General features: G+C 70.8%; 18 protein-coding genes. 6 read left to right on the top strand and 12 right to left on the bottom strand.

The features are described 5' to 3' along the window. Window positions 1-132: 132 nt before the first annotated feature. Genes AC1DW8_RS07395 through AC1DW8_RS07380 form a run of 4 tightly spaced genes read right to left on the bottom strand, consistent with a single transcriptional unit; the run spans window position 133 to window position 4941 of the window. The gene (locus AC1DW8_RS07395; RefSeq protein ID WP_478092941.1) at window positions 133-1365 is read right to left on the bottom strand and encodes a glycosyltransferase family 4 protein; all 1233 of its coding nucleotides are present in this window, start codon (window positions 1363-1365) and stop codon (window positions 133-135) included. Further along, window positions 1362-1991, bottom strand: coding sequence for a sugar transferase (locus tag AC1DW8_RS07390; protein ID WP_478092940.1), 630 nt, complete (start codon window positions 1989-1991; stop codon window positions 1362-1364). Before AC1DW8_RS07390 ends, AC1DW8_RS07395 begins: the two co-directional genes overlap by 4 nt. Further along, window positions 1988-3121, bottom strand: a complete 1134-nt coding sequence (locus AC1DW8_RS07385) for a DegT/DnrJ/EryC1/StrS family aminotransferase (RefSeq protein ID WP_478092938.1) — start codon at window positions 3119-3121, stop codon at window positions 1988-1990. Before AC1DW8_RS07385 ends, AC1DW8_RS07390 begins: the two co-directional genes overlap by 4 nt. Beyond that, on the bottom strand, window positions 3118-4941 hold the full coding sequence (locus AC1DW8_RS07380) for a polysaccharide biosynthesis protein (RefSeq protein ID WP_478092937.1): 1824 nt from the start codon (window positions 4939-4941) through the stop codon (window positions 3118-3120). The genes AC1DW8_RS07385 and AC1DW8_RS07380 overlap by 4 nt, the downstream gene beginning before the upstream one ends. 313 nt (window positions 4942-5254) lie before the next feature. Between AC1DW8_RS07380 and aqpZ the strand changes: the two genes are divergently transcribed. The 5 genes from aqpZ to AC1DW8_RS07355 all read left to right on the top strand — a co-directional run bounded on the left by aqpZ (window position 5255) and on the right by AC1DW8_RS07355 (window position 9831). Next, window positions 5255-6097 (top strand): aquaporin Z, encoded by an 843-nt coding sequence (gene aqpZ / locus AC1DW8_RS07375; RefSeq protein WP_478092935.1) that lies wholly within the window; start codon window positions 5255-5257, stop codon window positions 6095-6097. A gap of 21 nt (window positions 6098-6118) precedes the next feature. After that, window positions 6119-6769: a SatD family protein gene (locus tag AC1DW8_RS07370; RefSeq protein ID WP_478092933.1), complete on the top strand. Its 651-nt coding sequence runs from the start codon at window positions 6119-6121 to the stop codon at window positions 6767-6769. Then, the gene (locus AC1DW8_RS07365; protein WP_478092931.1) at window positions 6766-7608 is read left to right on the top strand and encodes a hypothetical protein; all 843 of its coding nucleotides are present in this window, start codon (window positions 6766-6768) and stop codon (window positions 7606-7608) included. The genes AC1DW8_RS07370 and AC1DW8_RS07365 overlap by 4 nt, the downstream gene beginning before the upstream one ends. A gap of 41 nt (window positions 7609-7649) precedes the next feature. After that, on the top strand, window positions 7650-8558 hold the full coding sequence (locus AC1DW8_RS07360; protein WP_478092930.1) for a rhamnan synthesis F family protein: 909 nt from the start codon (window positions 7650-7652) through the stop codon (window positions 8556-8558). Window positions 8559-8841: 283 nt separating this feature from the next. Next, window positions 8842-9831 carry a malate dehydrogenase gene (locus AC1DW8_RS07355; protein ID WP_442273947.1) on the top strand — a complete coding sequence of 330 codons (990 nt, stop codon included), beginning with the start codon at window positions 8842-8844 and terminating at the stop codon, window positions 9829-9831. A gap of 74 nt (window positions 9832-9905) precedes the next feature. Here AC1DW8_RS07355 and AC1DW8_RS07350 read toward each other — a convergent pair whose 3' ends face one another. The 6 genes from AC1DW8_RS07350 to AC1DW8_RS07325 form a co-directional block, all read right to left on the bottom strand. Then, window positions 9906-10838 carry a glycosyltransferase gene (locus tag AC1DW8_RS07350; protein ID WP_478092928.1) on the bottom strand — a complete coding sequence of 311 codons (933 nt, stop codon included), beginning with the start codon at window positions 10836-10838 and terminating at the stop codon, window positions 9906-9908. Window positions 10839-10848: 10 nt separating this feature from the next. Next, entirely contained in the window at window positions 10849-11169 is a 321-nt protein-coding gene (locus tag AC1DW8_RS07345; RefSeq protein WP_056778415.1) for a DUF3017 domain-containing protein, read from the bottom strand. Window positions 11170-11178: 9 nt separating this feature from the next. Next, window positions 11179-12033: a bifunctional methylenetetrahydrofolate dehydrogenase/methenyltetrahydrofolate cyclohydrolase gene (locus tag AC1DW8_RS07340; RefSeq protein WP_056778412.1), complete on the bottom strand. Its 855-nt coding sequence runs from the start codon at window positions 12031-12033 to the stop codon at window positions 11179-11181. A 43-nt stretch (window positions 12034-12076) separates the two neighbouring features. Further along, complete coding sequence (locus tag AC1DW8_RS07335) at window positions 12077-13279, bottom strand: glycosyltransferase family 4 protein (RefSeq protein WP_478092926.1); 1203 nt, start codon at window positions 13277-13279, stop codon at window positions 12077-12079. A 191-nt stretch (window positions 13280-13470) separates the two neighbouring features. Continuing rightward, the gene (locus tag AC1DW8_RS07330; protein WP_478092924.1) at window positions 13471-14730 is read right to left on the bottom strand and encodes an NAD(P)/FAD-dependent oxidoreductase; all 1260 of its coding nucleotides are present in this window, start codon (window positions 14728-14730) and stop codon (window positions 13471-13473) included. A 60-nt stretch (window positions 14731-14790) separates the two neighbouring features. After that, entirely contained in the window at window positions 14791-15267 is a 477-nt protein-coding gene (locus tag AC1DW8_RS07325; protein WP_478092922.1) for a MarR family winged helix-turn-helix transcriptional regulator, read from the bottom strand. Window positions 15268-15321: 54 nt separating this feature from the next. Here AC1DW8_RS07325 and AC1DW8_RS07320 point away from each other — a divergent pair, with 54 nt between their 5' ends. Continuing rightward, window positions 15322-16464: a phosphotransferase gene (locus AC1DW8_RS07320; protein ID WP_478092920.1), complete on the top strand. Its 1143-nt coding sequence runs from the start codon at window positions 15322-15324 to the stop codon at window positions 16462-16464. 9 nt (window positions 16465-16473) lie between these two features. Here the strand turns inward: AC1DW8_RS07320 and AC1DW8_RS07315 are convergent, their stop codons facing one another. Together AC1DW8_RS07315 and AC1DW8_RS07310 are read right to left on the bottom strand one after the other, a co-directional pair. Then, window positions 16474-18513: an ABC transporter ATP-binding protein gene (locus AC1DW8_RS07315; protein WP_478092919.1), complete on the bottom strand. Its 2040-nt coding sequence runs from the start codon at window positions 18511-18513 to the stop codon at window positions 16474-16476. Then, window positions 18510-20408, bottom strand: coding sequence for an ABC transporter ATP-binding protein (locus AC1DW8_RS07310; protein WP_056778398.1), 1899 nt, complete (start codon window positions 20406-20408; stop codon window positions 18510-18512). The genes AC1DW8_RS07315 and AC1DW8_RS07310 overlap by 4 nt, the downstream gene beginning before the upstream one ends. Window positions 20409-20441 lie beyond the last annotated feature (33 nt).

Raw genomic sequence — 20441 nt, 5'->3', positions numbered from 1 at the left:
GCGACCCACCGAATTGATGACACGATGTCCGACACCGAGCGCCACGTGCAGACTCCGCAGAAGGTGCTGGCCGCCACTGTCATGCTTGCCCCATCTCGCTCGTCTCTTTCACGTTCTTCTGCTTTGCGTAGCTCACAGTATTGGTAATGCAGATTCGGTGGCCGAACTCAGCATCTTCTCCACGCGAGACAGACCGATCTCTCGCGAGAACTGGCTTTCAAACGTGCTGCGCGCGTTCCGACCCAGCGCGGCTAGCTCGACTTCCCCCATTTCGACGAACTTTCGAAGTACGTCTTTCACCTCGGCTGACCCTGGGGCTACGGCAGTGCCAGCCTCTGCGTCCCGAATCACGGCCGCTACGTCACCTACTGCATGCGCCAAGATGGGCTTTCCTGCTGCAAGGCATGCCTGAATCTTGCTGGGCATCGTGACCCTCATGAGCGGGCGGTCGGCCAGAGAGACCACTTGCACGTCACAGGCAGCCACATAGCGCTCGAGAGAGGCTTTGGATTGCCGTCCGACGAACTGTACATTCGCCGAGGGAAGATCTTCTGCCAGTCCGCGAAGCGCAGCTTCGCTCGAGCCACTACCCACCAGAAGGAGTTGTGCCCTTGCCAGGTCGGCGAATTCCTTAATCAAGAGATCCAAGGCCTGGAAGTCGCCAAAGTTCCCCGCGTAAAGGAAGATCCGTCGATCCTGAGGAAGACCCAACTCTTGACGAAGCGCCGCAACGTCTACATCGGTGGGTGGACAGAAGGGCTCTGCCTCCCAGTTGGGCGTGTAGTGAATCCGCCCGGCGTCAACCCCGCGATCAATGAGAACCTGTCTCATTCCAGGAGAGATGATCCCGATAGCCGCTGCGTCCGAATAGGTGGCCGCCGAAACGGGACCGATGGCCCCACGTACAACTTGCTGGAGCGACCTTGGCAGCAAGCTGCTCTCGGTGACCGAGTCGGGCCAGAGGTCCTGAAGAATCATGGCACGAGGGGCCCGACGCGCGCCGCTGAGCATTGCCGGTATGGCCGCTAGCGCCGGCGAGGAGTAGGTGAGCCAGACGTCTGGCCCGGGAACTTTCCGCGCCGCCCAGGACGCAGAGAGCGCAAAGCTTCCATAGTTTGCCATGCGGCCGAAGACTGACGTCCCGTGATTGGCGAGGATGGGCGTCCGATGCACCCGGATGTCCCTGAAGGTTTCCATGGCACCGAACCGCTGCCTATAGCCTGGGTAAATGCGCCCATGCGGATAGTTGGGGTAGCCGGTGATCACCGAAACATCGTGACCGCGATCGTGCAGGCCTTCGGCAATCTGGAACGCAATGTGTGCTGGTTCCGGAGGAAACCACTGCGTGACATAGGCAATTCTCATGCGGTCCCACGATCTTCTGTTACAGGCCCCTGAAAAGCAGGCATGGTGGCAGACCCTTTGGCCGCGATGCCTTGACGGCGTAGGACGGAGGCCGCGGTCACGGCGAGGATTCGCAAGTCCGTCCGCAAGCTAGCGGTGTTGACGTACTGGACGTCGAGGCGGAACTTATCCTCCCAAGACAGCGCGTTCCGACCAGAAACTTGGGCTAGGCCCGTGAGTCCCGGGCGCACGTCATGCCGTTGTGCCTGCTCCGGGGAGTACAGCGGCAGATACTGCATGAGCAATGGTCGCGGCCCTACGAGCGACATGTCGCCTCGGATCACGTTCCATAGGGTTGGGAGCTCGTCGAGGCTTGTAGATCTCAGCACCCGTCCGAAGTTCGTCATCCGGGAGGCATCGTCGACCTGTCCAAGTGCCTCGTTGACCGGCAGCATGCTCCGGAACTTGCGCAACGTGAACGGCTCGCCGTGGTGCCCCGGTCGGGCCTGCTTGAAGAGCATCGGGCGACCCAGCTTCCGAATGACCAAGAGGCCTACGAGGCCCTGGACCGGAAGGGACACCACGAAGGCAGGCACCGCTATGGCGAGATCGAACACCCGCTTTGCGTCTGGCAAGCGTGCGCTCATGAGTCAAGGTGGCCGGTGAGTGCGTCGATGACCCGGTCGATGTCGTCGTCGGTAAGACTCGCTCCGCTCGGAAGGGTCACACCGGTGCGGAAGAGCTCGGTGGAGACCCCAGTGACGAAAGCGCGGTGGGCCGAGTAGACCGGCTGGAGGTGCATGGGCTTCCAAACGTGACGAGCCTCGATGTCTGCCCGGTTGAGCGCTGACACAGCCGCGTCAGCGATCCCTCGTCCGTCACGGTCGATGATGATGGTCGTGAGCCAGCAGTTGTCCCCATCGTCGGTGTCGGCTCCCGAACGCCCCAGGAGGCGTACGTCGCCGTACGGAGCGAGCGCTTTGGCATACAGGTCCCGGATTTCGCGGCGTCGCGCGATCATGCCGTCGAGCCGTTCGAGCTGACCGCGGCCGAGGGCAGCGAGCACGTTCGACATCCGGTAGTTGTAACCGATGTCCGTGTGCTCGTACCACGGCACCGGCTGGCGGGCCTGTGTCGAGAGGTAGCGGGCGCGACCCAGGAGGTCCATGTCGTCGCTGAGGAGCATCCCGCCACCCGAGGTGGTCATGATCTTGTTGCCGTTGAAGGAGAGCGCGGCGGAGCGGCCGAACGAACCGGCAGAGCGCCCGGCGTGAGACGCCCCGAGGGCCTCGGCAGCGTCCTCGACCACGACGACGTCCCGCTCGTTCAGCAATGGCAGCAGCCGCGAGTAGTCGGCGCAGCGACCCAGCAGGTCGACCGGCACCACCGCCGGGACGACCTTGCCCTCGGCGCGCAGGGTGTCGACGGCGTGGACCATGAGGTCGACGTCGACGTTGCCGTCCTGCGGCGAGGAGTCGACGAGCACTGGCTGGGCGCCGGTGTAGAGGATCGCGTTGACCGTCGCAGCGAAGGTCAGGCTCGAGACCGGGATGTAGGTGTCGGGGCCGGCCCCGGCGTCGAGCAGGGCCAGGTGCAGAGCGGCCGTGCCGGAGGACATCGCCAGCGCGCCGGCGACTCCGACCCGCTCCGCGACCGACGCCTCGAAGGCATCGACGTGGGGACCCAGGGGCGCGATCCACCCCGATCGCAGGGCGTCGAGAACGTAGGCCTCTTCGATCTCGGTGACCTCGGCCTTGGACAGATGGATACGGCTCACCGCTGGATCGCCTCCGTGGGGGTGTTCAGGTGGGCTAGGGCCTCGTGTCGCATCCACTCACGGCCGGCCTCGGCTCCCGCGAAGCTCGTGCCGAGAACGACCTCCCGGGGCATGGACGGCACGCCGACACTGTCGACGAGCGGGTGGCCTGTGCTGCGCCGGTCCTCATCGGGCGAGAAGAGCTCCTCGCCGAGCTTTTCGCCTGGGCGCAGGCCGGTGAAGACGACGTCGATGTCACGGCGACCACTCATCCGGATGAGCGTGTTGGCGACCTCGAGGATCTTCACCTGCTCTCCCATCTCGAGCACCATGACCTCACCGTCGACACCGATGGACGCCGCCTCGAGGACGAGCTGACAGGCCTCGGGGATGAGCATGAAGTAGCGGCAGACGTCGGGGTGGGTGACCGTGATCGGGCCACCCATCTCGATCTGGGCCGTGAAGGCGTGCACGACCGAGCCGCGCGAGCCGAGCACGTTGCCGAAGCGCACCGACACGTAGCGACCGTCGGCACGCTTGGCGAAGTCGGCGGTCAGACGCTCGGCGAGCCGCTTGCTGTAGCCGAGAACGCACGTCGGGTTGGCGGCCTTGTCCGTCGAAATGTTGACGAACGTCGAGACGCCGGCAGCCTCAGCGGCCGTCAGGACGTTGAGGGTCCCGATGACGTTGCTCTTCCAGGCCTCGAGAGGGTGCGACTCGAGCAGGGGCAGGTGCTTGAGGGCGGCGGCGTGGAAGACGACCTCGGGGCGGGCACGCTCGAAGGCGTCCGCGAGCGCCTTCGGGTCGCGGATGTCGGCGAGGATGAGGTCGTCCGAGTCGAGCAGGCCGTGCCCGGAGAGTGTCATCTCGGTGGCCTGCAAGCCCGACTCGTCGCGGTCGAGCATGAAGAGGCGCGAGGGGCCGAAGCGCGCGATCTGGCGGCAGAGCTCCGAGCCGATGGAACCGCCGGCGCCGGTGACGAGCACGCGCCGCCCCGAGATCTGGTCAGCGATCGCGGTGGTGTCGAGCTGCACCGGCCGCCGCCCGAGGAGGTCGGCGACGTCGAGGTCACGCAGGTCGTTCGGCGTCGGCCGGCCGCCGATGATGTCCTTGAGCGGCGGCAGGCTGACGACGTCGAGGCCGGCGTCCGCGGCGCGGGACGCGAGGTCACGCAGGGTGGCCGCCTCGGCGTTCGGGAGCGCGAGGACCAGGGTGTCGGCTTCGTACTTCTCGGCCACGGCAGCCAGCGCCTCACGCGTGCCCCGAACACGCAGGCCCTCGAGGCGCAGGCGGTGCTTGGACGGGTCGTCATCGAGGAGCGCCACGGGCACGAAGGAACCGGCACCGTCGTACTTCATGCTGCGCAGGAGGCGACGACCCGCCTCACCGGCTCCGAGGATGATCGCCCTGCGCTCGGCGGGAGCCTGCATGGCCCGGTGCGACCGCACGGTCCGGACGACGAAGCGCAGCGCGAACATCGTGGCGATGGCCAGGGCGCCAGCGGTCAGGGGCACACCCCGGGGGATGACCGGTTGGGCCACCGTGAGCGACCCGAGGAAGAGGAACACGGTGACGACCGCAGTGGTCGTGGTCAGCTCGACGATCTCCTCGAACGATCCGAGCACGTGGCTGATCGAGTAAGGCCCGACGAGGTAGCCGACGATGAGCTGCCCGGTCATGGCCGCGAGCGCGAAGTAGGCCGTGCCTCGCAGGAAGCTGTCGTCGAACTCGAAGTCGAGGCGGATCCAGAGGGCCGCGAAGAGCATCACGACCCAGATCAACGCGTCGACAGCGGCCCAGCCGAGGCGGACCCATCGAGCCCTGCGTACCTGCGCTGTCACCCTGTACTCACCACAATCCCTGACGTGCCCTGATTCACGTACGCGTCCCGGGTGCTGTGGCAGTGACGACCTCGTCCCAGAACCCGACGTGTGAATGGCGACTTTTTTGCACCAATTCGGTCAAACCACGCGTTAGCCGAATGATAGCCGTCAATCGGTGTATCACCTGACATGTCAGCATCGTGGACACGTCGGCCCACGGCCCGCGGACGGCATACGTCATCCCCCGTTCGGACGCTGACGGTCCACTACGCTGCGAGCACCGGGAGCCTCCCGGGCGGTTCGGCCCCGACGTCAGTGCTGGAGGAGCCCGATGTACACCCCCAAGATGAGTTCACGCCTCGCCGTCGAGGCGCTCGGGACCTTCTGGCTCGTCTTCATCGGCTGCGGCTCGGCCATCTTCGACGCGAAGTTCGTCGCCCGGACCCTCGACGGGCAGGTCATCGACTACGGCATCGGCCACCTCGGCGTCGCCATCGCCTTCGGGCTCGCCGTGACGACGATGGCGTATGCCGTGGGGCACGTCTCCGGGGCGCACTTCAACCCCGCGGTCACGATCGGCATCGCCGTCGCGAAGCGTTTCGAGTGGCGCGAGGTGCCGGCCTACGTCGGCGCCCAGCTCGTCGGCGGCCTGCTCGCCGGCGGAGCCCTTGCCGGGCTGCTCTCCTCGACGGGACGTCCCGTCACCGGCAACCTCGCGGCCAACGGCTTCGGCATCCACTCCCCCGGCGGGTTCGCGCTGGGTGGGGTGCTCATCGTCGAGGCCCTCGTCACCGCCTTCTTCGTCTACATCGTCCTCGGCGCGACGAAGGACGACGCCCCCAGGGGCTTCGCCCCGCTCGCCATCGGCTTCGGTCTGCTCCTCGCGCACCTCGTCGCCATCCCGATCAGCAACGCCTCGATCAACCCGGCCCGCTCGACCGCCGTCGCCTTCTTCAACGGCAACGGCGCCCCGGGGCAGCTGTGGGCGTTCTGGGTGGCGCCGATCGTCGGTGGCCTCATCGCCGGCAGCACCTTCGCCTGGATCACCGGCGAGCGCCGCGACGACATGGACATCAGTGGCTCGACCGACATGGTCGAGAACGCCGCGGTCGACGACGAGGGCCGACCCGTCCTCGACGTCGACTCGAATGAAGGCCAGCGCTCTATTTCCTGAATATGAAGATATGATCTTCACATGTCAGATCTGAAGGCCGAACCTTCACCGGTGGCGCTCATCGGCGACATCGTCGAGTCCCGCACCCACCGCGAGCGCCAGGCCCTGCACGACGCCTTCGAGGCGGCCGTGGCCCGGGCCAACGCCGAGGTGCCGATCGACGACCCGGCCGTCATCACCGTCGGGGACGAGTTCCAGGGCGTCTACCCCACCCTGGGAGCGGCGCTGCGGGCCAGCTTCGTCGTCCGCACCGAGCTCTTCCCCCGGGCGGACGTCCGCTTCGGCCTCGGCCGCGGTGCCGTCACGACGCTCGACCCCGTGCGCGGCATCCACGACGGGCCTGCCTACTGGGCCGCCCGCGAGGCCATCACCGTGGCGGAGGACCGGGCGCAGCGCGCGCAGACGCGCACGTCCCGGACGGCCTACGTCGCCCCCGACGAGGCTCCGGCCACCGTCGCAGCGGTGCGGGCTGCGCTCGACTGTCTGGACTTCATGGTTGGCTCCATGTCGACCACCTCACGCGAGATCCTCGGAGGACTCATGCACGGCCACGCGCAGCACGACGTCGCCGACCGGGTCGGCATCAGCCCGTCCGCGGTCTCGCAGCGCGTGCGCCGTGACGGCATCGGGGTCGCGCTCGAGGCGATGACGACGCTCGGCGACCTGCCGTGACGTGGCTGTCGATCGTCCTCGCCGGCATCGGCGTCGGCGACATCGTCCGGTCGACGTCATGGCGACCCGGCCGGGCCGTCGGGCACGTGGCCGCCCCGGTCGTCATCCTCGGCCTCGCCCTCGTGGCCGGGATGCACGGTTGGGCCGACCTGCTCGCCCTCGCCCTCGCCGCCGTCGCCGGGGCCGGATGGGCCGAGCTGTCGCGTCGCACCCAGATGACGGGTCGCGGCGCCCTCGCGCCGCTGGCCGTCTTCGCGGCCCTCGTCGTCGGTCTCCTCGCCTTCTCCGGGGCAGCGTCGCCGGCGGGCGGCGCGCTCGTGACGTGGCTCGGCTGGGCCGACCTCCCGGGCACCGGTCCGCTCCCTGTCGGGCGGGTCCTGCTCCTCACCGGGCTCGTCCTCTTCAACGTCGCGACGGCCAACGTCATCGTGCGCCTCGTCCTGCTCACCATCGGGGCCCTGCGCCCGTCCGACGTCACCAACGCCAACGCAGCCGCCGCGGCCGCCGCCTCCCTCACGGGGCGTGCTGCTCCCCCGACCAGCGGCCAGCCCGCCGACCGCCTCAAGGGCGGGCGCCTGCTCGGGCCCATGGAGCGCCTCGTCATCCTCGGCCTCGGCGTGGCCGGCGAGTTCGGCGCTGCCGGTCTCGTCATCGCCGCCAAGGGACTGCTCCGTTTCCCCGAGATCCAGGCGGCCGCCCGCTCGGCGAGCGGCGACCCCACCGGGACGGGCTCCTACCCGGGCGGCCCGGCCGGCATCGACGACGTCACCGAGTACTTCCTCGTCGGCAGCTTCGTCAGCTGGCTCATCGCCCTCGGGTCGCTCGCCCTCACCGTCTGAGCCGTCCCGCCGCCCTCCCACCACGCCTGCGCAGGAGAGACATGGCCCGCCCCACTCTCGGCCGTCGGATCCGTCGACGCCTCCGCCCGGTGCGCGCTCGCCTTCGCGAGCAGCGCACCGACCTGCGGGACGTGCTGGCGGTGCGCGCCGCCCGTCGTCACCTCGACCGCCTCGATCGTCGCGGCAGCCCGCGGACCGGCGACACGGCCGCCGTCCTGCACCTCTACTACGCCGATGTGTGGCCCGCCCTCGTGCCGTCACTCGAGCGCCTCGCCGCCGCGGGAGTCGACCTCTACGTCACGCTCCCCCGACAGCACGCCCACCACGCGCCAGAGATCGAGGCAGCCCTGCCGGGCACACGGTGCGTCACCGTGCCCAACCGGGGCCGCGACGTCCTGCCCTTCCTCGTGGTGGCCGAGCACCTCGCCGACCGCGGCTACGTCGCAGCCCTCAAGATCCACGCCAAGAAGTCGCTCCACTTCGGCGCCGGCGACGTCTGGCGCGACCAGATGGTCGAGGAGCTCGTCCCCACCGACCCGGCGATCCTGGCCGAGCTCGTCGAGGTGCTGCACCGCCCCGACACCGGGGTCATCGGCCCCCGAGGCAGCTACTTCGCCCTCTCCACCTACTGGGCCGGCAACGCCGACACCGTCCGCCGCCTCGTCGAGCCGGCTGTGACGCCCGAGGCGTTGTCCCGGCTCGAGGAACCGAGGGAGCTCGGCTTCTTCGCCGGGACGATGTTCTGGACCCGCCTCGACGCGATCCGTCCGCTGCTGCGCCAGGACGCCCTCGGCTTCGTCCGCGAGCCGACCCCGAAGGACGGCACGCTCGCCCACGCCCTCGAGCGCGCGATGACCGTGCTGCCCGAGCTGCTGGGTCGCCGACAGTACGACTCCGACGGCACCGTGATTGCGCCCCGAGCGGTCCGCGCCGACCCGCTGCCCCAGTGATACCGCGACGCGACTCTGGCGGCCAAGGCTGAGGAGGCCGACAAGGCAGCGAAGGCCCGCCGCAACCGCAACCGCGACCGCGCCCCGGGCACCGACCCGGCGTGACGGCATACGCCCTCGGGTGAGCCGTCGGCAGCGCTCACCGGGCGCGAGTGATCGTCGTCACGCCCGTTGCGTACGCATGCGGCGGGCCCGCGCTGAGCACCGGCGCCCGTCCGGACGAGCAGGTGGCCACTGATAGCGTCGGAACGTCCAGCGCCACACCGATGTGAAGGGCCTACCTGTGAGCACTACCCCCGTCAAGGTCGCCGTCACCGGCGCCGCCGGCCAGATCGGCTACAGCCTCCTGTTCCGCATCGCGAGCGGTGCCCTGCTCGGGCCCGACACCCCGGTGGAGCTGCGCCTGCTCGAGATCACCCCCGCGCTCAAGGCGCTCGAGGGCGTCGTCATGGAGCTCGACGACTGCGCCTTCCCGACCCTCGCCGGCGTCCAGATCGGCGACGACGCGACGAAGGTCTTCGACGGCGTCAACCACGCCCTCCTCGTCGGCGCGCGCCCCCGCGGCCCGGGCATGGAGCGCGGTGACCTCCTCGAGGCCAACGGCGGCATCTTCGCCCCGCAGGGCAAGGCCCTGAACGAGGTCGCGGCCGACGACATCCGCATCACCGTGACCGGCAACCCGGCCAACACCAACGCGCTCATCGCCATGAGCAACGCCCCCGACATCCCGACCGAGCGCTTCTCGGCCCTGACGCGCCTCGACCACAACCGCGCGATCAGCCAGCTCGCCGCCAAGCTCGGCGTGCCGGTCACCGAGATCAAGAAGATGACGATCTGGGGCAACCACTCCGCGACCCAGTACCCGGACCTGTTCCACGCCGAGGTCGGTGGCCGCAACGCCGCCGAGGCCGTCGGTGACCAGGACTGGCTGGCCGGCACGTTCATCCCGACCGTCGCCAAGCGCGGCGCGGCGATCATCGAGGCGCGCGGCGCCAGCTCGGCCGCATCGGCTGCCTCCGCGACCATCGACCACGCCCGCACGTGGGTGCAGGGCACGCCCGACGGTGACTGGGTCTCGATGGCCGTGCGCTCCGACGGCTCCTACGGCGTGCAGGAGGGGCTCATCTCCTCCTTCCCCGTCACCGTCAAGGACGGCGCGTGGAGCATCGTCCAGGGCCTGGACATCGACGACTTCTCGCGCGGCAAGATCGACGCCTCGGTCGCCGAGCTCGCCGAGGAGCGCGACGCCGTCAAGGGTCTCGGCCTCATCTGAGCCGACCGCTCACGCCGAAGGGCGCCGTCCACCACGAGGTGGGCGGCGCCCTTCGCGTATGCCGTGTGTCCGGGTCAGCGACGCCAGCCCAGCCGGGCGGCCCTCGCCTTGACGGCCTCGGTCAGCGAGGGCGACATGCCCTGCGGCCGCACGTGCGTGCCGCGCAGCCGCCAGTACTTCGCCTCGACGAGCTTCGTCAGCTCGCCGGGGTGGCGCACCCACAGGCGAACGAGCCGGACCCGCTGGACTGCCTTCTGGCGCAACAGGTCCCACGTCGGCACGTCCCGTTCGTAGACGAGCTCGAGGTCGAATCGCTCGTTGACGACGCGGGGTGAGATCCGGGCGCCGACCGTCATGTTGAGCAGGTTGGTGCCGTGGATGACCTGCACCCACATCGGCGGCGCACTCACCTCCCGGAGAGGACCCCACTCGCGTGCGCGGGCGTGCCGGGCGGCATACACGGTGCGCGGCGTCGTCTCGGCGCGGCGGCGCTCGACGAGCGTGAGGAACGGGCTCGAGAGCTGGTCGTAGAGGTAGGTGGCGCCGCTCCGGTCGATCTGGATGCCGCGCGGGAAGTCGACGAAGAGGCCGTCCGTCGGCGCGAACTCGCCCTGCGCGCCCGCCATGAAGTCGCGCGCGATGGCGTCGTCGCTGTCGAGGCGGGTCGTCAGCAGCCAGGGCGGCGCGCTGTCCGCCGGGCTGCGCTCGGCGATCGCGCGGCCGAAGATCGACGGCGTCCACCGCTCGTGGCTCCAGACCGGGGTGAACGTGCCCTCGGCGAGAGCCTCGACGTCGGCGCGGAAGTCGTCGCTGCAGCGGTCGTCGAAGAGGACGAGCCAGGTGAAGTCCGCGCCCTGCTGGCTGCGCACCGAGGACCAGCAGGCGTCGACGAAGAAGCCGAGGCGGTAGCGCAGCCACTCCTCCTGCGCCGGGACGTCGGCCGAGAAGACCGCGCTGAAGCGGGTCAGGAGGTAGTGCTCGAACGCCGGGGGCGCAGGGCTCGGCACGGTCGCTCGGTCAGCGCGCGGTGCGGCCGACGGAGGTGCGGTCGGGCACGTCGGCACGGACGTTGACGGTGGCCGACGCGATGAGCACCCCGATGCCCAGCGTCAGCAGGATGACGACGTCGAGGGTGCGGGAGCGGACGTTGAGCCCACCCGCCTTGCGCGAGGGGCGGGCCACGAGCCGGATCAGCGCGCCGAGGAAGAAGGCCCCGGCCATGATGCGTCCGCCCCACCGGACGTCGAGGAAGGCGATGACGAGGACCCCGACGGCGGCCAGACCGGCGACGAGGTACCACCAGCCGAGGACGACGAAGCCACTACCCCGCCACTGCATCGGGGCCGCTCAGGCGCCGGACGCGACCGAGGACTCGGCCGCCTCGACGATGTTGGTGAGCAGCAGTGCCCGGGTCATCGGACCGACGCCGCCCGGGTTGGGGCTGACCCACCCGGCGACCTCGGCGACGTCGAGGGCGACATCGCCGGCGATCTTGCCGTCGACGCGACTCACGCCGACGTCGAGCACCGCGGCTCCGGGCTTGACCATGGCCTTGGTGACGATGCCGGGCACGCCGGCCGCGGCGATGACGATGTCAGCCTGCCGCACCTCGGCGGCGAGGTCCTTGGTGCCCGTGTGGCAGAGCGTCACGGTGGCGTTCTCGCTCTTGCGGGTGAGGATGAGGCCGAGCGGGCGGCCCACGGTGAGGCCGCGCCCGATGACGACGACCTTGGCGCCCGCGATCGGCACGTCGTGACGGCGAAGCAGCTCGATGCAGCCCATCGGCGTGCACGGCAGCGGGGCCGGCTTGCCGAGCGCGAGCCAGCCGAGGTTCATCGGGTGCAGGCCGTCGACGTCCTTGCTCGGGTCGACGCGCGAGAGCAGCGCCATCTCGTCGAGGCCGGTCGGCTGCTGGACGAGGAAGCCGGTGCACGTGGGGTCGGCATTGAGCTCGTCGATGACGGCCTCGACCTCGGCCTGGCTGGCGGTGGCCGGAAGGTCACGGCGCAGGCTCGTGATGCCGATCTCGGCGCAGTCCTTGTGCTTGGCGTTGACGTACCAGTGGCTGCCCGGGTCGTCGCCGACGAGCACCGTGCCGAGGCCGGGCACGACCCCCTGCTCGCGGAGGCGAGCGACCCGCTGGGTCAGCTCGACCTTGATCGCCTTGAGGGTGGCCTTGCCGTCGAGGATCTGTGCCGTCACGGTGGACATCCTGCCACCCCTGCCCGCGCGGCGTGCTCGCGGCTCAGTCGGCCAGCAGGCGCATCAGCTCGGCGACGTTGCGCTCCCACGTCATGGACTCGGCCCGTGTGCGCAGGGCCTGGCCGCGGCTGACCCGCTCGGTCGGGCACGTGACGAGCGCGTGGAGCGCGTCGGCGAAGTGCACGGTGTCGCGCGGGTCGACGTAGACGCCGTCGGGGCCGAGGTACTCCGGTATGCCGCCGCTGCGGGCCGAGACCACCGGCAGCCCCGAGGCCATCGCCTCGGTGACCACCTGACCGGCCGGCTCCTGCCACTCGACGGGCATCGCGAAGACGTCGGCCGCACCGTAGACGGCGGGCAGCGCGCGGCGGTCGACGAACGGGGTGAACCGCACGAGATCGCCGAGCGGCGCGGCAGCGCGCCGCAGCGCGAGCTCGTAGGCCGAGAGGCCGTCGGCAGGACGGAGCCCGGCCGAGCCGACGACGTGGACCCGGAAGTCTCGGGTGCGCCTGGCCAGCACCTCCGCGGCGGCGACGAGGTGGTGGACCCCCTTGTGCGGCATGACGTTGCCGACGGACAGGATCGTCACCGGCGCACCGGGGACGCGCGGGACGGGCCGGAAGGTCTCGGAGTCGACGCCGTTGCGCAGGACGTGCAGGTTCTCGGGTCGGTGGCCGATCCGGTCGACGATGGTCGCGACGAGGTGGTCGCTGACGGCCACGGTGACGTGGGTGCGTGCGATGACCCGTCGGATCTCCGAGGCTCGCCACGAGCGGAAGACGTCGTTGCCGAGGTGGAGCACCACCTTGCCGCCGAACCGGCGAATGAGCCGGTCGGTCACGGCGCCGGCGTAGTTGTAGACGACGAGAGCCTCCGCGTCGGCGGGGACGGCGTCGAGCGCCTCCCGGTGGAACCGCGCGACGAGCGGTCGGCGCCCGACGGTGACACCGCATACGGCATCGACGCGTCGCTCGAGGTCGGTGAACCACTCTCGCCGGGTCGAGCGCGCCGACGCGTAGCGCACGAGCGTGCCGTCGTCGTAGTCGTGCCGGCGACGGTCGCTGACGACGACGTAGGTGCGGCCACCGAGAGACTCGTGGGCGCGCGCCTGCGCGTTGATCTTCGTCGACATGGCGTTGCCCGTCGCTGTCGAGTACTCCGAGAAGACGTAGGCGAGCTGGGCCACCGGGCTGACGAGCGGCACCGTCGCTGAGGACGCGTGCTCGTGCTGCCTCGAGGGGTCCATCGTCCTCACTCCTGCATCGCGCGGGCCCCGAGAACGCGTGGCACGCCGCCACGGTCAGAGCGTACGAGACGCACGAGCCGCACGTGAGCACAACGGACATAACAGGACCGGCCCCGACGTCGGCGACGTCGGGGCCGGGACGGCGGCTCAGCTGGGTGAGACCAGGTCAGGTCAGGTCAGGTCAGGTCAGGTCAGGTCAGGTCGGCGAGGGGGACGTCGGCATCGGTGAGCCGGTCCCGGTCGACGACGGTGCGGTCGCGCACGAGCCGCTGGACGTCGTCGATAGTGTCCCAGACGTTGACGTGCATGCCCGCGAGCACGCGCACCCCGTCGCCCTCGGGCACGACCCAGAACGCCATGAACTCGTTGCTCGACGGCTCGCCGCGCAGCAGCACCTCGGCGTCGGACCCGCGCGGGACGTAGCCGGCGTACTCGAGGCCGATGTCGTACTGGTCGGAGAAGAAGAACGGGATCGGGTCGTAGGTGACGTCCTGGCCCGCCATCGAGCGACCCGCCGCGAGCCCGCCGTCGTGGGCGTTGGCCCAGTGCTCGACGCGGACGTTCGTGTCGAGCGCCGTGGAACGCCAGCTCGCGACGTCACCGGCCGCCCACACGCCCTCGGCCGACGTGCGCAGCGCCTCGTCGGTCGTGATGCCGTTGGCGGTGTCGATGCCGGCGCCCTCGGCGAGCCCGGTGTTGGGCGTGATGCCGACCCCGACGACGACGGCATCGGCCGGGAGGGTGTCGCCGGACGTCGTGACGACGCCCGTCACCGAGGTCTCACCCTCGATGCGCTCGACGCCGTCGCCGAACCGGAACTCGACCCCGTGCCCCCGGTGCAGCTGCGCGAACCAGCCCCCGACCTGCTCGCCCATGACGCCGAGGAGGGGTGCGGCCTGGGGCTCGATGACGGTGACGTTGCAGCCGGCGTCGCGGGCCGCCGCGGCGACCTCGAGGCCGATCCACCCGGCGCCCACGATGATGATGCGGGCCCCGTCGGTCAAGCGCGCCTTGAGCGCCTCGGACTCCTGCATCTCACGGAGGTAGAGCACGCCGTCGAGGTCCGCGCCGGGCACGTCGAGCGCGCGTGCCGACGATCCCGTCGCGATGAGCAGCCGCTCGTAGGAAAGCGCGTCGCCGTCGGCGAGCGTCAGCACGTGCTGCTCGGCGTCGAGAGACGTGGCGGGTCTGCCGAGTCGCAGCTCGACCCCGTGCTCGGCGTACCAGTCGCGGTCGTGGGTGAAGGCCGTCTCCATCTCGTCCTCGCCCTTGAGCACGGCCTTGGACAGCGGCGGCCGCTCGTAGGGCAGCCGGTCCTCCTCCGTCACGAGGACGATGGCACCGTCCGTGTCGCTCTCGCGGATCCCCTCGATGGCCTTCGCCGCGGCGAGCCCTCCGCCGACGATCACGTATGCCGTGCGCCCCTGCTGTCCGGTCGTGTCAGTGGTCATGTCCACACCTTCACACGCGCGCCCGTGCCCGTCGAGACCCACGCCCTCGGTTCGCTCGGTTCACCAGGTGACGTCGCGGCCGAGCTCCCGCATCGTCACGAGCATCGCGTCGTAGCGGGCCCGACCGACCTCTGCGCGGAGCCGGTCCTCGGCCTCCGCGATGAGCGCGAGGGTCTGGTCGACGACGGCATCGCCGGCGGGGGTCCGTGCCACCCAGCGCACGCGGCGGTCCGACGCGCTCGGGCTGCTCTGCACGAGGCCCAGCTCCTCGAGGGTGTCGACGAGCTGACCGATGGCCTGCTTCGTGACGCCGGCGCGGGACGCGAGGTCGGTGACCCGCAGGCCGTCGGCCGGGATGATCTGGAGCAGCCGCGCCCGGCGACCACCGATCGCCTCGAGGTCCGGCGGCGCGATGGCCCGCATCTCTCGGGACAGCCTGCGCCCCAAGGCATCCGACCAGCGGAAGAGGTGGTCGGGGAGGTCGTCGTCCGCACCCGCGGGTGCGGACGGCATACCTACGCTCTTGCCTCGCGCCATGCTCCGACCCTATCCTCGAAATGGTCAAGACGCTTTACTTTCTGAGGGGGACTCATGTCAGTCGACATCACCGGTGTCACGGCACGGCTGGCCCGTGTCCCCGTCGACGCCGTCACGCTGTCGCCGATCGACTACGACTGGGGCTCGCCCGCGACGGCGGGGCTGTGGCACGCCTCGGCCGCGGGCCCGGACGGCGGCGAGGCCGTGTGGTTCGTCAAGCTGCTGCGCCACCCGCGCCTCTGGCCCGGTCTCGTCCACGTGCCCGAAGGACCCCTCCGCGACTCGTTCGTCGACTTCTTCCCGTGGCGCTTCGAGCTCGACATGACGCTGTCGGGGATCGACGAGGTGCTGCCACCCGGTATGCGGATGCCCGCACTGCACCATCACGAGGTCTTCGACGATGACCACATCGGGCTCTGGTGGGAGTTCGTCGACGAGCGCCGCGGCCCGTGGACGATCGACGAGCTCGCCCGTGCGGCAAGGCTGCTCGGGCGGCTAGCCGCGCGTCGCCGGTCGGGCGCACCCGTCAACGACCGTCTCCCGGAGACGTGCCTGCTCCCCGACGGTGCGGCGCTGCGCTACCTCGTCGAGGGCCGGGTGCTGATCGGGGCCGGCACCGACCTCGCCGACGACGACCTCTGGTCGCGGCCCGCTCTCGCCGAGGCCCTCCGTGACCCGGGGGACCCCGGTCTGCGTGACGAGCTGCGGGAGCTCCTTCCGCTGGTCCTGGACGTCCTCGCCGAGCTCGAGGCCCTCCCCCAGACCTATGCCCACGGTGACGCGAGCATCCAGAACATCCTCATCTGCAACGGCGAGGACGACCTCGTGGTCATCGACTGGGGCTTCGGCTCGCCGCTCGCCGTCGGCTTCGACCTCGGCCAGCTGCTCGTCGGACCCATGCATGCGGGGCTGACCCCGGCGTCCGACATCGCGCGCATCGACGCCGCGATCTTCGACGCCTACCTGGGTGGCCTCGCTGACGAGGGCTACGCCGCCGACCCGGAGGACGTGCGCTTCGGCTACCTCGGGTCCCTCTTCGCGCGCTCGCTCTTCACGGCGCTGCCGACCGTCGAGCTTCGCGGCCCGGACGCGGACTCGCTGCGTCGGACGGTGCGTGAGCGGGTGGCCCTGACCCGGGCCATGCTCGACCTCACGGCTCCGGTCGTACGCCGCCGCCTCGCCCGCGTGGACGCCTGACCCCCGCGGTCAGGAGGTCCAGGCCCGCCAGAGGGCGGCGTACTCCCCGTCCTGCTCGACGAGCTCGTCGTGGCTGCCGAGCTCGGCGACCCGCCCGTCGATGACGACCGCGATGCGGTCGGCGTCGTGCGCCGTGTGGAGGCGGTGCGCGATCGCGACGACGGTGCGCCCGGTGAGCAGCGCGTTCATCGAGCCCTCGAGGTGTCGGGCGGTGCGCGGGTCGATGAGGGATGTCGCCTCGTCGAGGACGATGGTGTGCGGGTCGGCGAGGATGAGTCGGGCCAGGGCGATCTGCTGGGCGCGGCCCGGGGTCAGCACCTGGTGGCCCGAGCCGAGCTTGGTGTCCAGGCCCTCCGGGAGCCGCTCGACCCACTCGAGGGCGTCGACGGCGCGCAGGGCCTCGCGGACCTCCTCGTCGGTCGAGCCCTCGCGCGCCAGCACGACGTTGTCGCGCACCGACCCGATGAAGACGTGGTGCTCCTGGGTGACGAGGGCGACCTCGGCGCGCAGCTGGTCGAGCGGGAGCGACGTCAGCTCGACGCCGCCGACCGTCACCGACCCGGTGCGGGGGCCGTGGATGCCCGACAGCAGGCGACCCAGCGTCGACTTGCCGGAGCCGCTCGGACCGACGATCGCGAGGCGCTCCCCCGTGCCGAGGTCGAGGTCGATGCCGTGCAGCACGTCGTGACCGGCGCGGTAGGCGTAGCGCAGGTCGGTGCCGACGAGCTCGGGCCCGGTGGGTCGGTCGGCGCCTGCCTCACGGTCGGGCGGGACGGTCGCGATGCCGAGCAGTCGGGTCGTCGACGCGATGCCGACCTGGACCCGGTCGACGGTGTGCACGAGCATGTCGAACGGCCCCCACAGCGCCTCGGTGTAGAGGATCGCCGTGGTGATCTGACCGAGGGTGGCCCAGCCCTGGGCGTAGCCGATGGCGCCGAGGAGCAGCACGAGCACCCGCGGCAGGCTGAAGGCGATGTCCATGACGGCGAAGAGCAGGTTGCGCAGCGTCATCGTGTAGCGCTCGGCCTGGCCGGACACCTCGATGTCCTCGTCGCCGCGACGCAGGCGGTGACGCGTCAGGCCCAGGGCCTCGACGGTGCGGGCGCCCTCCACGGTCTCGGTGAGCGTGGTGTTGATGCGCGAGTAGGTGCCGCCCTCGGTGAGGTAGCCCTTCGGCGCGCGCCCGAGATAGCGGCGCACCTGGAAGAGCGCGAGCGACATGAGGACGATCGACGGCAACGACAGCAGCGGCGCGTTGCTCACCATGGCGACGAGGGTCAGCACGACGGTGATGCTCGCGATGATGGCCTCGGGCAGCGCCCAGCGCACGCTCTCGCTCATCGTGCCGACGTCGCGGGTGACTCGCGTGACGAGGTCGCCGGAGCTCGCACTCTCGACGCGCGAGAGCGGCAGCCGCAGGATCGCGTGCACGATGTACTCGCGGGCCGTCGCGAGGACGCTCTGGCCGAGCACCGTCGAGGAGATCTTGGCCGCGAAGGTGAACGCGCTCTGCACGACGACGAGCCCGGCGACGACGAGCGCCGCGGAGTTGGCCCCAGCCATGGCGGCATCGACCCGGCCCGCCTCGACGTCGGCGACCGTCGAGTCGACGAGCTCACCGAGCAGACGCGGCACGAGCAGGCCCGCCGTGGCGGCGAGCGCGTTGGCGAGGACGACGGCGACGACGAGCAGCCGCTCCTGCGAGAGCAGCCCGCCGATGAAGCGCACGACGCGTGCGTTGTCGGCGATGGGCAGGCCGGTGCGGGCGTTCATCGTGTCGGCGACGAACTCCTGGGCCCGCCGCTCGCGCAGCAGGTGGCGCCGGTGCAGCGCGCTGAGCCGCTCCCCGACCGAGGCGGACTGCGGCGGCCGCAGCTCGTCGGGCACCGCGGGCGCGTGGATGGCGTAGTCCCAGGTGCGGGCGGACTCGGCTGCGAGCACCTCGGGCAGCAGCGAGACCCACGTGGCGTCCGCGACGTCCGTGGTGTCAGCGATGCCGGCGGCGTCCGGGGCGCCGGTCGTCGCGACCGTGCTGTCGGCGCGGCTCATCGGGACTCCTCGGCGAGGTGGGAGAGGACGGACGGGTCGGCGTCGCCGCCGCGGACGACGACCGAGCGGTAGGCCGGCGAGTCGGCGAGCAGGTCGGCGTGCCGTCCGTGGGCGGTGGCGACCCCGCCCTCGAGGAGGATGACCTCGTCGGCGTGGTGGAGCAGCAGCGGCGAGGCGGTCATGACGACCGTGGTGCGCCCGGCCCGGTGCTCCCCGAGGCGGGACGCGATGCGGGCCTCGGTGTGGGCGTCGACGGCCGAGGTGGGCTCGACGAGCACGAGGACGTCGGGATCGGCGGCGAGGGCGCGCATCAGGACGAGCCGCTGGCGCTGGCCACCGGACAGCCCCCGTCCGCGCTCCTCGAGCTCGCCCTGCCACCCACCCGGGAGGGCGTCGAAGACGTCGTCGGCGGCGGCGGTGTGCAGCGCCCGCTCGGCCTGCTCCCGCGTCAGCCGGCCGAGCGGGTCGACGGCCGAGCGCAGGGTGCCCGCGAACACCTGGGGCGAGGTGTCGCTGACGAGGACGCGACGGCGTACCTCGTCGAGCTCCACGCGGGAGAGGTCGACGCCGCCGACGGTGACGCCCCACGGCTGACGAGCCCGCTCCTCGTCGCGGCGGGCCTGCTCCTCCCGGGCCCTGGCGCGCGCCGAGCGCTCCCTCTTGGCGGCGCGGCCCTTGAGCTCCTCGGGGATCTCGTCGCTGACGAGAGCGCCCTCGTCGCTGGGCAGGTAGCGGCCGAGGCGGTCGGCGAGGGCCGCGGAGTCGTCGGGCACAGCCGAGACGACCATCGTGAGGATGCCCGGTCGGATGGTCGCCCCGGACGTCCCGTCGACGATCTCGGCGCCCGTGTCGAGGCCCGCCGGCTCGTCGGGGTGCACCCACGGCGGACGCTGCGACAGGACGGCGACGGCCTTGCGCGCGGAGACCACCGAGCGGGTCCACTTCTGGGCGAACTCGACGAAGGTGCGCATCGGCTGGACGAGGAAGAGGCCGTAGCCGAGGAAGCTGACGAGCTGGCCCACCGTGAGCCGGCCCTGCGCGACCTCGCGCGTGCCGAGCCACATCAGGGCGACGACGAAGCCACCGGAGAGCAGGACGCCGACGGACTCGACGGCGGCGAGCCAGCGACCGGCCGAGACGCCGGACTGGCGCACGCGCTGGGACTGCCCGGCGTAGTTGCCGCCGAAGGTCTCCTCACCGCCGATGCCGCGCAGGATCCGCAGGCCGCCGACGATGTCGGTCGCCATCGACGTCAGCTCGGAGTTGCGGGAGCGCTCGACGCCCTGCCAGCGCTGCATCGGCCGCAGCAGCGGCGTGCCGAGGACGACGAGCAGCGGCGCCGAGACGAGCACGAGGACGCCCATGCGCACCGACGTGCTGAGCACGATGGCGGCCACGACGAGATAGGCGGCGAGCTGCGAGATGGCCCGCGTGCTGATCTCCATGAGGGCACCGAACTGGTCACCGTCGCTGCCCGAGACCGACAGCACCTCGCCGGTCGGCGTGCGCCGGGTCAGCACGTGGCCGAGCTGGAGCGCCTTGCGCGTGACGAGCTTCGTCGTGCCGTAGAGGGCGATGAGCCACTCGCGGACGATGACCGTGTGGAAGAGGATGCCGCTGCACGCGCCGACGAGGGTGACGGCACCCAGCACCAGGACCCACTGCATCGTCGCCGACGGGTCGCCCGCGACGATGCCGGTGTCGATGGCGCGGCCCACGATCCACGGCCCGACCGTCTGCGGCACCATCCAGATGAGGGCGACGAGCAGCCCGGCCCAGAACAGGCCGCCGTTCTGCCGCACCATCCACCAGAGGAAGGCCCGCGGCGAGCGGGTGTCGGGCGCCTCGGCGCCTCGGTCGGTGTAGGCCCGGATCGGGGGCGGAAAGTCTCGCATGGCCTGTCCACCCTAGGTCGCGCCGCCGACAGC

Source organism: Terrabacter sp. P2_E3 (assembly GCF_056403915.1).
Note: the sequence above shows the minus strand (reverse complement) of the source record. Positions and strands in the feature narration are given on the sequence as shown.